This is a genomic window from Shewanella sp. SR44-4, assembly GCF_014163715.1.
GTDB lineage: Bacteria > Pseudomonadota > Gammaproteobacteria > Enterobacterales > Shewanellaceae > Shewanella.
The window spans coordinates 14,884-29,124 of the sequence record NZ_JACJDU010000037.1; the positions used below are offsets into that span (position 1 = coordinate 14,884).

At 41.8% G+C, this 14,241-nt stretch carries 12 protein-coding genes; 3 read left to right on the forward strand and 9 right to left on the reverse strand.

The genetic code is table 11. The annotated features are described in order from the left end of the window. Positions 1–6: 6 nt before the first annotated feature. The 8 genes from rseP to rpsB all read right to left on the reverse strand — a co-directional run bounded on the left by rseP (position 7) and on the right by rpsB (position 7,549). Complete coding sequence (gene rseP / locus H5125_RS15755) at positions 7–1,377, reverse strand: sigma E protease regulator RseP (protein ID WP_101086634.1); 1,371 nt, start codon at positions 1,375–1,377, stop codon at positions 7–9. A gap of 12 nt (positions 1,378–1,389) precedes the next feature. After that, entirely contained in the window at positions 1,390–2,580 is a 1,191-nt protein-coding gene (gene ispC, locus H5125_RS15760; RefSeq protein ID WP_182744734.1) for a 1-deoxy-D-xylulose-5-phosphate reductoisomerase, read from the reverse strand. 5 nt (positions 2,581–2,585) lie between these two features. Next, positions 2,586–3,443, reverse strand: coding sequence for a phosphatidate cytidylyltransferase (locus H5125_RS15765; protein ID WP_101086633.1), 858 nt, complete (start codon positions 3,441–3,443; stop codon positions 2,586–2,588). Positions 3,444–3,462: 19 nt separating this feature from the next. Continuing rightward, positions 3,463–4,287, reverse strand: coding sequence for a polyprenyl diphosphate synthase (gene uppS / locus H5125_RS15770; RefSeq protein WP_011636748.1), 825 nt, complete (start codon positions 4,285–4,287; stop codon positions 3,463–3,465). Between the two features lie 81 nt (positions 4,288–4,368). Next, positions 4,369–4,911, reverse strand: coding sequence for a ribosome recycling factor (gene frr, locus H5125_RS15775; protein ID WP_101087203.1), 543 nt, complete (start codon positions 4,909–4,911; stop codon positions 4,369–4,371). Positions 4,912–5,045: 134 nt separating this feature from the next. Beyond that, complete coding sequence (gene pyrH, locus H5125_RS15780; protein ID WP_011636746.1) at positions 5,046–5,783, reverse strand: UMP kinase; 738 nt, start codon at positions 5,781–5,783, stop codon at positions 5,046–5,048. A gap of 68 nt (positions 5,784–5,851) precedes the next feature. Further along, positions 5,852–6,703, reverse strand: coding sequence for a translation elongation factor Ts (tsf, locus tag H5125_RS15785; protein ID WP_162023508.1), 852 nt, complete (start codon positions 6,701–6,703; stop codon positions 5,852–5,854). A gap of 117 nt (positions 6,704–6,820) precedes the next feature. Continuing rightward, positions 6,821–7,549 (reverse strand): 30S ribosomal protein S2, encoded by a 729-nt coding sequence (rpsB, locus tag H5125_RS15790; RefSeq protein WP_011636744.1) that lies wholly within the window; start codon positions 7,547–7,549, stop codon positions 6,821–6,823. 352 nt (positions 7,550–7,901) lie between these two features. On the opposite strand from rpsB, the gene map reads away from it, so the two are divergent. From map to dapD, 3 genes are read left to right on the forward strand one after another with little or no spacing between them, the layout of a single operon-like run. After that, positions 7,902–8,699 carry a type I methionyl aminopeptidase gene (map, locus tag H5125_RS15795; protein WP_101086631.1) on the forward strand — a complete coding sequence of 266 codons (798 nt, stop codon included), beginning with the start codon at positions 7,902–7,904 and terminating at the stop codon, positions 8,697–8,699. A gap of 24 nt (positions 8,700–8,723) precedes the next feature. Then, positions 8,724–11,297 carry a bifunctional uridylyltransferase/uridylyl-removing protein GlnD gene (gene glnD / locus H5125_RS15800; RefSeq protein ID WP_182744726.1) on the forward strand — a complete coding sequence of 858 codons (2,574 nt, stop codon included), beginning with the start codon at positions 8,724–8,726 and terminating at the stop codon, positions 11,295–11,297. Between the two features lie 49 nt (positions 11,298–11,346). Further along, positions 11,347–12,171 (forward strand): 2,3,4,5-tetrahydropyridine-2,6-dicarboxylate N-succinyltransferase, encoded by an 825-nt coding sequence (gene dapD / locus H5125_RS15805; RefSeq protein WP_101086629.1) that lies wholly within the window; start codon positions 11,347–11,349, stop codon positions 12,169–12,171. Between the two features lie 125 nt (positions 12,172–12,296). On the opposite strand, the gene H5125_RS15810 is transcribed toward dapD, so the two are convergent. After that, positions 12,297–14,210: an HD domain-containing phosphohydrolase gene (locus tag H5125_RS15810; protein ID WP_182744727.1), complete on the reverse strand. Its 1,914-nt coding sequence runs from the start codon at positions 14,208–14,210 to the stop codon at positions 12,297–12,299. Positions 14,211–14,241: the final 31 nt, after the last annotated feature.

Below are 14,241 nucleotides of genomic sequence, written 5' to 3' on the forward strand. Positions count from 1 at the left end.
CCTTGCTCAGAGTCGGGCAAAATCGTTGAATAAGGCTACGCCCATCAACATTAGCAGCAAAGCTGCGCCAAACCTGAATCCTATTTCCTGTACCTTTTCGGGTACAGGCTTACCAGTAATCACTTCTATAAAGTAATACAGCAAGTGTCCCCCATCGAGCACTGGCAGAGGCATTAAATTAATAATACCTAAGTTAACGCTGATGAGCGCGATAAACCCTAGAAAGTACACTAAACCGTAACTTGCACTGGCGCCTGCGCCTTGTGCAATCGAAATAGGACCACTAAGGTTTTTCACCGACACATCGCCGGTAAATAATTTTCCAATCATCTTAAAGCTGACGACAACGAGTTGCCATGTTTTATCAGCTGCAGCGATAACAGAATCTACTATGCCATACTCAAGCTCAAAGCGCATATTATCAGGCCACTGAGCTTGGGTTGGGCTAATTCCGACAATTCCGATAGTTTTACCATCAGAATTTTGTTGTGCTTTTGGCACAACATCAACATTGATTTGTTCGCCTTGACGTATCAATGTCATATTAATATTTTTGTTAGCAGAGCTTTGTACCACATCAACAAACGCATTCCAATCGCTGTATTGAGTGCCATTGATGTTGACGAGTTTATCGCCAATCTTAATGCCCGCTTGCTCTGCCGCACTGTCTTTACTCACTGCCGCAATCGTTGGATCTATGCCTGGGCGAAATATCCCTAAACCGAGCGCGGTAATCGGCGACTCTTTTTCTGGATCGAAAACCCAATTTCGCGTATCGAGTTTGACGGTGCGAACGGGCATATCCATGCCCGACAACGCTGGTAATGGTGCTAGGGATAACTCAATACTGTCATCACCAATATGACCCACTAAGGCTAAATTAACTTCTTCCCAAGTACGTACTGGCTGTCCTGATACCGCTATAATCTGTTGTGGTTCAACCAACTGAATAACACTGGCAGGGCTATTTAACTTAGTACTGTCTATTACCGGCTTAATCGACGGAGTACCAATAAGGTACATGACATATAACGCTACAATTGCAAAAATAAAGTTAGCTATCGGGCCGGCTGATACAATCGCAATACGTTGCCATACTGTTTTACGGTTAAAGGCCTGGTCAAGTAAATGCTCCGGCACATCTTCAACGCGCTCATCAAGCATTTTGACATAGCCACCTAGTGGGATCATAGCGACGACATATTCAGTGCCATCTTTACCCACTTTACGCCAAATCGCTTTGCCAAATCCGATAGAGAAACGCTCGACTTTAACACCACAACGACGGGCAACCCAAAAGTGGCCATACTCATGAGCGGTAATTAAAATACCCAACGCGACGATAAAAGAACCTAAGCTCCAAAAAAAATCTATCATTATTTCCCTGAATTAATTTAGTGTGCTGATAACGGACACTGCCGTGGCACGTGCTTGCTCATCAAGCTGTATTATATCTTCAATACTGTCTAAACGTGTTTGTTGCACCGAGTCTAAACAGCGATAATTAACGTTAGCAATATCAGTAAAACGAATGTGACCTTTTAAAAATGAATCGACAGCAATTTCATTGGCCGCATTCAACACTGTGGTCGCTTCCTGACCTTGCTCACAGGCTTGCATCGCTAAGCGTAAACATGGAAAACGGTCAAAGTCAGGTTCACAAAAGCTTAACTGTCCGACTTTGAAAAAATCTAAAGGTTCAACGCCAGCGCCAATTCTTTGCGGATAGCTCATACAATGAGCAATCGGTGTACGCATATCGGGGTTGCCCATTTGTGCAATAACAGAACCATCGCGGTATTGCACCATTGAGTGAATCACGCTTTGAGGATGTATCACTACTTTGAGCTGTTCAGCTTGCGTATTAAACAACCAGCGAGCTTCGATAAACTCTAAGCCTTTATTCATCATGGTGGCTGAATCGACAGAGATTTTAGGCCCCATGGACCAATTAGGGTGATTGCAAGCTTGAACAGGTGTCATCGCACTCAGAGTGGCTAAATCAGTGTTTAAAAACGGTCCACCTGAACCGGTTAATAAAATATGTGATATGCCATTGGCACTTAAGTCACAATAACCGAGTTGCGCTTGGACATTGGTTGGTAAACATTGAAATATGGCATTGTGCTCGCTGTCGACAGGTAGCACTGTCGCACCCGACTGTCTAGCAGTGTGCATAAATAACTCACCCGACATAACCAATGCTTCTTTGTTGGCTAACAACACGCGTTTACCCGCTTTAACAGCGTCAAATGTCGGTACTAAACCCGCTGCACCAACAATAGCGGCCATAACGGTATCAGTGCGACGGTCGGTCACTAACGCATTTAACGCCTCAGCACCTGTAGTCACTTGAGTGGCACACCCACTAGGCAATAACGATTTAAGCTCCATGGCGGCGCTCTCATCCACCATATGAGCATACTCAGGCTGATGAGTGATACACAAGGCCAGCATTTTTTGAACACTGGCATTGGCCACTAATCCATAGACATGAAAATCGGCAGGGTTATTTACCATCACACTTAAGGTGCTAGCGCCAATTGAGCCTGTAGCCCCTAAAATCACCATATTTTGCATTGGCATCACATCCACATGGCTATGTAGATAAAGGTAAACACTGGCAATGCAGCCGTTAGACTGTCGATACGGTCTAAAATACCACCATGACCAGGTAAAATGGTGCCAGAGTCTTTAATATTTGCAGCACGTTTGAACATACTTTCAGACAAGTCACCAAAAGCAGAAGCCAGAGCAGTAACGAGTGTCACCACAATGAGTAAGCCTAACTCTTGTTCTGGCGCAACATACATAATGCCCGCAACCACGACCATAGTAGTAATTAAACCGCCAGCTAAACCCTCCAGCGTTTTAGCAGGACTCACACTCGGCATCAATTTATGCTTACCTAACTTACGTCCAGCAAAATAAGCACCGGTGTCAGTCGCCCAAACCACTAACATAACGATAAACACTAATGCACCACCATAATAAGGATGAACGTTACTGCTTAACGATTTGAGAGCGATTAAAGAAGCAAAACACGGGATGAGTGTTAACTGACCAAACATGGATTTCAGCATAGGGCTGTCTTTCCATATTTTGGCGCTTTTAGGAAAACTGAACACCAATGCGCTACTGACTATCCACCAAAATACACCAATAGTGATGATGGCCAAATAAATAGGGTGTAATTGGCCTTTAAACCACAACACATCTAAGGGTACTGATAAGTTAAGCGCTATCATTAACAGACCCAGGGTAGCAGTAAAAGACCACTGGGTGACATTACAGCTTGGGTCAATGAAACTGCCCCACTCTTTTGCTGCAATTAAAAACACTGGCACTAACACCCAAGCAAACCAGTTTGCTGGAAGTAAAAATATTGCCCCGAGTACAATTGGGATTAACCACAATGCTGTTATTATTCGTTGTTTTAGCAAAAACTAATCCTCTTAATATTTATATTGCGCGTATCTCTTCAATTTGACTACCCGTCAAACCAAAACGGCGCTGCCGACTGGCAAAAATGGCAATAGCATCACGGAATGCTAGCTCATCAAAGTCAGGCCATAGGGTGTCAGTAAACACCAACTCGGCATAAGCGGCCTGCCATAAAACAAAATTACTAATGCGGTAGTCACCGCCAGTACGGATCATTAAATCAACTTCGCTCTGGTTTTGCATGCACAAATGTTCATTTAATGCTTCTTCGGTCATCTGACTGCTGGTGATTTCGCCACTTTCTACTTTTTCGGCTAATTTTTGTGCAGCCTGTAAGATATCCCAACGTCCGCCATAGTTCGCCGCCACATTTAATATCAAACCAGTATTGCTTGCTGTTTTCTCTTGAGCACCGGCAATTTGTTTCTGCAAACGATTAGAAAACCTGCTGGTATCACCAATAATATTGAGCTTAACTTGGTTTTTATCGAGCAGTTTCAATTCACGTTGTAACACCGTAAAAAACAATTCCATCAACAAACTGACTTCTTTATCTGGTCGGCGCCAATTTTCGCTCGAAAATGCAAATAGGGTTAATGATTCAATACCAAGTTGACTTGCAGTACTTACCGCACGGCGCACAGCTTTAACACCGGCTTTATGACCGAAAACCCGGGCTTTACCCTGCAGTTGTGCCCAACGGCCATTACCATCCATAATAATCGCAACATGTTTGGGCAGAGATTGTTTTACTACATCAGATAATTGTCCCGGCAACAATTGCGAAGTCATTTGCTCCGAATCGGCTTTAGGGTCTGATTCAAACTCAACTGTAGACGACATCTACGACAATCCTTTATAAAAACAAACGCCGTGTAGTATACCCTTACACGGCGTGTTAACTCTAGCGTCTAAATTGACAGATTATACTTCCATCAACTCTTTTTCTTTCGCTGCTAGTATTTGATCAATGTTTTTGATTGATGAATCAGTGTGCTTCTGCACTTCATCTTCACTGCGGCGAACATCATCTTCAGTACATGCTTTTGCTTTTTCAAGCTTCTTGACTTCACTGATTGCGTCGCGACGAACGTTACGAATGGCAATACGACCATTTTCCGCTTCGTTACGTACCACTTTGATAAAGTCTTTACGACGTTCTTCAGTTAACGAAGGCAACGGAATACGCAAAGTTGCACCTGCAGACATAGGGTTTAAGCCTAAATCTGAACTCATAATCGCCTTTTCTACCGCTTGAACTATCGATCTATCAAATACGTTCACTGTTAGTGTACGAGAGTCTTCAACTCCGACATTAGCCACTTGATTAAGCGGTGACATAGAACCGTAGCAAGACACTTGAATAGAATCTAATAAACTTGGGTGTGCACGACCAGTACGAACTTTCGCCATTTGGTTTTTAGTTGCATCTACGCATTTACCCATGCGCTCTTGCGCATCTAACATAATAGTATCAATCACAATAATTTCCTTTTTGTCACAAATTCATGTGTGTTTGAGCATTAGCCTAAGAATGACACATGCAATAAAACCGCTCAAACAGTTAAATTATATAATATAAATATTTTCTGTGTCTGTGATTAAGCAGGTTGTTTACTGCTAATAATCGTACCTTCTTTCTCACCCATAATAACGCGGCGAAGTGCACCTGGCTTGTTCATATTGAATACAAGAATCGGCATATTATGATCACGTGCCATAGTAAATGCAGCGAGATCCATTACTTTTAATTCTGATTCAAGGACTTCGGCAAAACTAAGCGTGTCATATTTAACCGCTTCAGGGTTTTTCATTGGGTCTGCTGAGTATACACCATCTACTTTAGTGCCTTTTAGTACCACTTCAGCTTCAATCTCAATACCACGTAAACATGCTGCTGAGTCTGTTGTACAAAAAGGATTGCCCGTACCCGCAGCAAAAATAACCACACGACCAGACTTTAATAGGCTAATTGCTTCTGTCCAAGTGTAATCATCGCACACACCTTTAAGTGGGATAGCAGACATAAGGCGGGCATTAACATATGCACGGTGCAAGGCATCACGCATGGCTAAGCCATTCATTACGGTTGCTAACATACCCATGTGATCGCCCACCACGCGGTTCATACCAGCTTTTGCTAAGCCTTCACCACGAAATAGATTACCACCACCAATAACCACGCCAACTTGAATACCAAGTTCAACAAGCTCTTTCACTTCTTGTGCCATACGATCAAGTACTTTAGGGTCAATGCCGAAGCCTTCTTCACCCATTAATGCTTCACCGCTTAATTTAAGCAGAATACGTCTAAACGCTGGTTTTGGATTGGTGCTCATAATTTTCATCCTGATCATAACAAAACCGCAGCGGTTGCTGCGGTCTTAGGGTATTTAGATTAAAGCGATTACGCTTTTTTAGTAGCAGCGATTTGCGCAGCTACTTCAGCAGCGAAATCTTCTGCTTTCTTCTCGATACCTTCACCAACTTCTAAACGAATAAAGCTGGTTACTGTAGCGCCTTTCGATTTAAGCACTTCGCCAACAGTTTTCTTTGGTTCCATGATGAAAGCTTGACCAGTAAGAGAGATCTCACCAGTGAACTTCTTCATACGACCAACAACCATCTTCTCAGCGATTTCAGCAGGCTTGCCTTCATTCATCGCGATTTCGATTTGAAGCGTTTGCTCTCTTTCTACAAGTTCAGCAGGCACATCTTCAGGGTTTACGAAATCTGGCTTAGAAGCAGCTACGTGCATTGCGATATGCTTTAGTGTTTCTTCATCAGCTTCACCCGCAACCACAACACCAATACGATCACCGTGACGGTAAGACGCAAGGTTTGCACCATCGATATACTCAACGCGACGAACGTTGATGTTTTCACCGATTTTAGTTACAAGCGCAACACGAGTTTCTTCAAACTGTGCTTTTAAGTCTTCGATAGACACTTTAGATGCAGCAGCAACATCAAGCACTGCGTTAGCAAATGCTAGGAAGTTTGAGTCTTTTGCAACGAAATCAGTTTGACAGTTAACTTCTAAAAGTGCAGCGAAACCTTCGCCATTCTTGATTAGAATTGTACCGTCAGCAGCGATGTTACCTGCTTTTTTAGCAGCCTTCGCGGCGCCGCTTTTACGCATGTTATCAATCGCTAGTTCGATGTCACCGTCAGTTTCAGTCAGTGCATTCTTACAGTCCATCATGCCAGCGCCAGTGCGGTCACGAAGTTCTTTAACTTGGGCAGCAGTAATTGCCATTGTTAAATCCTCTAATTTAATTCGTCTAATATTGCATTTATAAAACAGGGGCCAAAAGGCCCCTGTTCACCAATTATCTTATTGGCAAATAAGGGGGATGATAATCATCACGCCTTATTAAACAGCTTCTACGAAACCGTCTTGCTCAGCTTGAACAGCTAAATCTTGACCACGGCCAGCGTTAGCAGCTGCAGCAACAGAAGAAGTGTACAAACGGATAGCACGCATCGCGTCGTCGTTACCAGGAACGATGTAGTTAACACCGTCTGGTGCAGAGTTGGTATCAACAACTGCAACAACTGGAATACCTAGGTTGTTTGCTTCTTTAATAGCGATATGCTCATGGTCAGCACCGATAACGAATAATACGTCAGGTAAACCGCCCATGTTCTTGATTCCGCCTAAAGACTTTTCTAACTTGTCTAATTCGCGTGAACGCATTAACGCTTCTTTCTTAGTTAACTTGTCGAAAGTACCGTCTACAGACTGGCTTTCTAGCTCTTTAAGACGCTTGATTGACTGACGAACAGTTTTCCAGTTAGTTAACATGCCGCCTAACCAACGATGATCAACATAATACTGATCACAAGAAAGTGCAGATGCTTTGATAGCTTCGCCAGCAGCGCGCTTAGTACCTACGAATAATACTTTACCTTTCTTAGAAGCGATGTTGCTAATGAAAGCTAAAGCTTCGTTGAACATTGGTACTGTATGCTCAAGGTTGATGATGTGTACACCATTACGAGCGCCGAAGATGAAAGGCTTCATCTTAGGGTTCCAGTAACGAGTTTGGTGACCGAAGTGAACACCAGCTTGTAGCATGTCGCGCATTGAAACAGTAGTCATTATATTTACCTTAATGTAAGGGGTTAGACCTCCACGCATCCCATGTTTCGACTTTCTAACTTCCGTTAAGAATGAGAAAGCACCCCGAAAAATGTGTCGATACGTGTGTGATTTAGTATTTAAGTTAATTGCCATGTATAATGACCACCATATTTTACGATTTGCCGAACACAATGTATACCTTGCTAAAAAAAGCAGCGATTGACATTGTATTAACTCGAACCGTACAACAACGATCTTACACATAACGGCGCGCTTTATACCATAAACGGCATGTAAATACAAATTTTTGCCGTAAAATCCTTGGATAAAACAAGCCTATTTTGACCGTCAAAAAGATAGAGAGTTTTTCATGAGTATTGTGATCAAAAATGCAGACGAGATAGAAAAAATGCGTGCAGCGGGTAAATTAGCGGCGCAAGTATTAGAAATGGTAGCTCCACACATTAAGGCTGGAGTGACCACAAATGAATTAGATGAAATCTGTGCTAAATACACCGAAGAGCAAGGTGCTATTTCAGCCCCGTTAAATTATCACGGATTTCCGAAGTCTATTTGTACGTCGGTAAATGAAGTCGTGTGCCACGGTATTCCTTCAGAGTACGTGTTAAAAGAAGGCGATATGATTAACCTTGATATTACTGTCATCAAAGACGGTTATCATGGTGATACCTCGAAAATGTTTTTAATTGGCGAAGTATCAGCAAAAGACAAACGTTTAAGCCGCATTGCCCAAGAAAGCTTGTATTTAGCCATTCGTAAAGTGCGTCCTGGTTTAAAATTAGGCGAAATTGGCACAACCATCGAAAAATTCATCAAAACAAGTAAAACAGGGCTTGATAAGTACTCCATCGTACAAGATTATTGTGGTCATGGTATTGGCACTGGCTTCCACGAAGAACCACAAGTTGTTCATTATAAAAATAATGATAAAACCGTGTTAAGACCCGGTATGTGCTTTACGATTGAACCAATGATCAATGCAGGTCGTCATACTACTGTGTTGGATAAAAGTGATAATTGGACAGTGACAACTTCTGATAGTAAAAACTCAGCACAATGGGAACATACACTTTTAGTGACCCAAACCGGTGTAGAAGTGTTAACTTTGCGTGAAGAAGAAGACTTTCCCCGTATCATTAACCACTAAAGACTCAAATTAGTAAGGACATCAATGAATACTGCGCTGGCAACCAAAAACGCATTAATTGACTTAAACCAGCGCTTAGTTGAGCAGTACACTGCAAAACACCCTATTGCTGATATTGTTAAACACCGTAGTCAATTTGTTGATGCTTTACTAACACAAACTTGGCGGGATTTTGGCTTACATAATAGCCAGCTTGCCCTAGTTGCCGTTGGCGGCTACGGTCGTGGTGAACTGCATCCCTATTCAGACATTGACTTACTTTTTTTGGTTAACGATGAACAATTATCGCCCGAAACTGAAATTCAGTTAGGGCAATTCATTACCTACCTTTGGGATACTGGGCTTGAAATAGGCCACAGTGTACGCACAATTGCGCAAACCATTGAACAAGGTAAATCAGACATCACCATTGCCACAAATCTCATTGAAGCCAGATTGCTCACTGGTAATGAATATCTATTTGACGTGTTATACGATGCTATTCGTCAACAAGATTTTTGGCCCTCTTATGACTTTTATAATGCCAAGAAAGATGAACAAACGACTCGTCATAGTAAAGCCAGTGCCTTTGATTTAGAACCTAATATCAAAACCTGTCCCGGCGGATTGCGTGATATTCAAACCATCGCTTGGGTTGCAATGCGCCACTTTGATGCCGCTAAATTAGAAGATTTAGTCGAGCACGATTTTCTAGCGCCTGCCGAATTAGCAGAATTAATTGAATGCCAAAATTTTCTGTGGGAAATCCGTTTTGCACTTCACACCACCGCTAATCGCAACGAAAACCGCTTGTTGTTTGATTTACAGAGACAAGTTGCCAGTTTATTAGGTTACGAGGATGCTACCCAATTAGCCGTCGAACAAATGATGAAGCGCTATTATCGCACGGTACGCCGAGTGATGGAGCTTAATCAAATGCTGTTGCAATTGTTTAAGCGCGCGACATTAGGTCACACTCAAGCACTGGAAATTCAGCCGATAAGCGATGTTTATCAACGGCGTGGACGTTACATTGAAGTATTAGATGACGATTTATTTAGCCGCCAAAACGAAGAAATATTACGCTTATTTCTACTGGTGGCTAAAAACTCAAACATTCAAGAAATTTACGCGCCAACGTTACGATTACTGCGCAATGCTCGTAGAGCATTAACATCACCCTTACAAGAAAACCCCGCATGTCGTAAAGTGTTTATGGAGATCTTAAAACATCCACGAGGTATTACCGCATTTTCATTAATGCACCAGCACGGTATTTTGTCGTCTTACTTACCGGCTTGGCGCAAGATTGAAGGCCAAATGCAGTTTGATTTATTTCATGCTTATACCGTTGACGAACACACCCATAGATTACTGCTCAATATTGATCGTTTTTCACAGGCTGAACAAAAAGATGAATTTCCACTCGGTGCCATCTTAATTAATCAGTTACCGAAAAAAGGTTTGTTAGTTCTCGGGGCTATTTTTCATGATATCGCTAAAGGCCGTGGCGGCGATCACAGCAAATTAGGTTCAAAAGACGCTATCGACTTTTGTAAATTGCATGGCATGAATGATCATGACGGTCGCTTAGTGGCTTGGTTAGTTGAAAATCACTTAGTGATGTCAATCACCGCTCAGCGCAGAGATATTTCAGACCCGGAAGTGATTGCACTATTTGCTGAAAAAGTACGCGATGCTGCACACTTAAGTTATTTGTATTGCCTCACTGTCGCAGATATTTGTGCCACCAATGAGAAAACATGGAATAACTGGAAAGGCTCGTTATTACGTGATTTGTATTTTTCAACTCAACGAGTATTAGCTCGGGGTAAAGAAAAACCTATTGATGCTAAAGCGCGTGTTAAAGAGGTCCAAGCCAAAGCTAAAAAAGAACTTATTCGTCGTGGCCTGAAAGAAAAAGACATGGATGAACTCTGGTCTCGGTTCAAATCTGACTATTTTTTACGTCATCAGCCAACCCAAGTGGCCTGGCATGCTGAGGCCATTCTAAAACATCATCACGACGAACCATTAGTATTAATGTCTAAGCATACAACACGTGGTGGTACGGAGCTGTTTGTCTATAGCAAAGATAAACCAAAACTGTTCGCCACCGTTATGACCGTTTTAGATAACAAAAATATCAATGTGCATGACGCTAACATCATGACATCAAAAGATAACTATGCACTCGACACCTTTGTGATTTTAGAACAAGATGGCGAGCCTATTATCCAATTATCACGCATTCAAAGTATCCGCAAAGCACTTGAAAAAGCCTTGGCAAGTGAAAATCCAAAACTGCCGAAGTTTAGAAAACTAGCCCGGATCATGAAACCTTTTAATGTTGCGACTCATGTGAGTTTCTTACCCAGTGCTCGCCATGGTACAAGTATGATGGAATTAATCACTCTCGACACCCCAGGCTTATTAGCCAAAGTCGGTGATACCTTCTACCGTTGTAATGTGACATTATTAGCAGCTAAAATTACCACTATTGGTGAACGTGCAGAAGACTTTTTCATATTAAAAAACCAAAGTGGAACGGCCCTAGATGAGCCACAACAGCAACAATTAGCTGATGCGCTAACACTGGCGCTAAAATCATCTAACTAATTTAAACCATAAATTTGTGCACCTAATCATTTAATACCGGGAGAAAACAATGGAGGCTTTACGCCAACGCATTGAAGCAGCATTCGAAACACGTCAAGACATCTCACCTGCAACCGTAGAACCGAGTGTTCGCGCTGATGTTGAAACCGTGATCAATATGCTCGATAAAGGCCAAGTGCGCGTTGCTGAAAAAATTGACGGTGAATGGCATGTTCACCAATGGCTTAAAAAGGCGGTACTACTGTCTTTTCGCATTTTTGATAACGGCGTGATTGAAGGTGGCGACACCAAGTATTTCGACAAAGTCCCACAAAAATTTGCCGATTATGACGAAGCTCGTTTTAAAGCAGAAGGTATTCGTGTTGTGCCACCCGCAACGGTTCGCAAAGGCTCATTTATCGGTAAAAATACCGTATTGATGCCATCTTACGTTAACCTTGGTGCCTATGTTGATGAAGGTACTATGGTTGATACATGGGCTACTGTTGGTTCGTGTGCGCAGATTGGTAAAAACGTACACTTATCTGGCGGTGTTGGTATTGGCGGTGTTTTAGAGCCATTACAAGCAGGTCCAACCATTATTGAAGATAACTGTTTTATTGGTGCTCGCAGCGAAATCGTTGAAGGTGTTGTGGTTGAAGAAGGCAGCGTCATTTCAATGGGCGTTTACATTGGCCAAAGCACGCGAATTTTTGATCGTGAAACCGGTGAAGTACATTACGGTCGTGTACCTGCTGGATCGGTTGTCGTATCAGGTAACCTACCATCGGCTTGTGGCACATACAGCTTGTATGCAGCGATTATTGTCAAAAAAGTTGATGCTAAAACCCGCGGTAAAGTGGGTATCAATGAACTATTACGTATCGTTGATTAATTTTATTATCCAACGATAATCTACAAAAGGCTCCTAGGAGCCTTTTTTGTTACTGTTAAATCATCCATTAAATAAAAAATATAAGTTTCAAAAAATAACATTAACTCATCAAATCAATAGTATAACTAATTAGATCTGGCTTGTGCATTCACCAATAATGCATTGGCTAATATTCGCCAGGTTAACATTCCAATCACCAACTGCTTGTCATTTTGAACAATCAAATAATTAACATTACTTTTTTCCATCGTCCGTTGAGCATCGTTCAAAATGGTACGATCGTTAATCATATTTATTTTATGTTCCATCACTTGATGTACACGTTTATTCAGCAAGCTTCTATCCGCCGCACGTTCTGCTGCTGTATTTAAAAATGGGCTGTGCCAAAATGCTAAAACGTTATTATCAACCACGCCGATTGGGCTACGATTTTTTTCTGACAGTACCACGGCCACATCCATTTTAGCTTTTTTCATCATAAACTCAGCATGTTCAAGAGTATGATACTCCTCTAAAAAAACAACTGGGGCTAATGACAAAGTGCTAACATATTCTTCTTGTTTAAAGTCTTCGACAGCCAAAATATCAATACAGGTATCAACAACGACCTCATCGAATATTATGCCTCTGCCTTTTAATAACTCTTGGGTTAACACCTCCATTCCGAGCGATGGCCGATAAGGTCGATGGCTAAGAATCGAATCAGCAACGTCGGCTACAGCAATGATCTTGGCTTCAAGTATAATGTCATCCGCTTTCAACCCTTTGGGATAACCTGAACCGTCTAAGCGTTCATGATGTTGAAGGATCATTTGCTTAATAGGCCAAGGAAACTCCACTTCATCAACAATTAAAGCGCCTTGCTCAGGGTGTTGTTTAACCAAGCCAAACTCAGCATCACTTAACCGTGAGGGTTTAGATAGAATCTGGCTTGGAATGGCCAACTTACCGATATCGTGGATCAATGATCCCAGTTTTAATCCTTCCAATACTTCAGGTGTTAAGCCCATTTTCTCGCCAATAAGATAACTTAACTGCGCTACCGACTTTTGATGCCCCGCGGTATAAGCATCTTTTAACTCTAGCGCTTCTGAAATGGCACCAATCAACTGCACCAAAATAAGGGTCATCTTTTCTTTTTGCATTTTAATAATGCTAGATTGCCTCGATACCGCTTTCATGGTGCGAGGTAATTCGACGCTGTGCCACAAAATAGTCGCAAAAATACTTAACGATTTGGCATCTACTTGGGTATAAGGTTTATCTCGATTGCCAACGCCGATAATGCCAACGAGTTTTTTGCGATAATGAATCGGCACACAAAGATGATTACTAAAGGCAAAAAAACCTTGTTGTTGCGAGCGATTCTCAGAAATACTGGCTAATTCATTATGCACCATCGATTTACGGGTTTGGATGGTTTCAGCCCAAATACCAGAATCTGCTTTATAGGTTTGTTGTTTTGTAATCGTAAAGTATTCACTGACGTTTTCACTCCATGTGGTTCGCACTATTTGATTGTTTTTCTCATCAAACATATGCAGATAACCCACATTAGATTGAGTCAGTGAAAGTGCCTGTTTTAATGACGTAGCAAACACCATATCACCGCTGGCATTAATCACTTCTTCGATTTGATTTAGCCAATCATCACTAGACTGGATCGCTTGATGATAATCAGGATGTAAATCAGATAACCAAGCTTTATCGAGTTCGATTTCTATGAAGGTAATACACCAATGCTCACTGCTTTCTTCTATCGGGGTGACAGTCGCTTGTAATGCATGCCCTTTGTCATCAACAAAATTGATCAGTTGTGAAGAAAGATGATTGGTAAGATCTATTTGCTCATGAGTAAGCATTGAAAAAGCATTCGATAATGGTTGTTTTAGAATAGCCGAGATGGGTTTATTGACTAATTTGTATAGCGGTTCACTTAGCTTAATTAATTCAAGCCTATCATTAAGAATGCCCCAACAGAGCCCAACTGTTTTAGGTAATTCTGAAGGTTTTAAGAAAAAATTAGCTTTTTGTAACATCCAGTTTCCCGTTTCTTACTTATACAGACTA

Coding starts and splice junctions, on each gene's coding strand:
- rseP (WP_101086634.1), bottom strand. CDS start 1,377: ATGATAGATTTTTTTTGGAGCTTAGGTTCTTTTATCGTCGCGTTGGGT.
- ispC (WP_182744734.1), bottom strand. CDS start 2,580: ATGCAAAATATGGTGATTTTAGGGGCTACAGGCTCAATTGGCGCTAGC.
- uppS (WP_011636748.1), bottom strand. CDS start 4,287: ATGTCGTCTACAGTTGAGTTTGAATCAGACCCTAAAGCCGATTCGGAG.
- frr (WP_101087203.1), bottom strand. CDS start 4,911: ATGTTAGATGCGCAAGAGCGCATGGGTAAATGCGTAGATGCAACTAAA.
- pyrH (WP_011636746.1), bottom strand. CDS start 5,783: ATGAGCACCAATCCAAAACCAGCGTTTAGACGTATTCTGCTTAAATTA.
- tsf (WP_162023508.1), bottom strand. CDS start 6,703: ATGGCAATTACTGCTGCCCAAGTTAAAGAACTTCGTGACCGCACTGGC.
- rpsB (WP_011636744.1), bottom strand. CDS start 7,549: ATGACTACTGTTTCAATGCGCGACATGCTACAAGCTGGTGTTCACTTC.
- map (WP_101086631.1), top strand. CDS start 7,902: ATGAGTATTGTGATCAAAAATGCAGACGAGATAGAAAAAATGCGTGCA.
- glnD (WP_182744726.1), top strand. CDS start 8,724: ATGAATACTGCGCTGGCAACCAAAAACGCATTAATTGACTTAAACCAG.
- dapD (WP_101086629.1), top strand. CDS start 11,347: ATGGAGGCTTTACGCCAACGCATTGAAGCAGCATTCGAAACACGTCAA.
- H5125_RS15810 (WP_182744727.1), bottom strand. CDS start 14,210: ATGTTACAAAAAGCTAATTTTTTCTTAAAACCTTCAGAATTACCTAAA.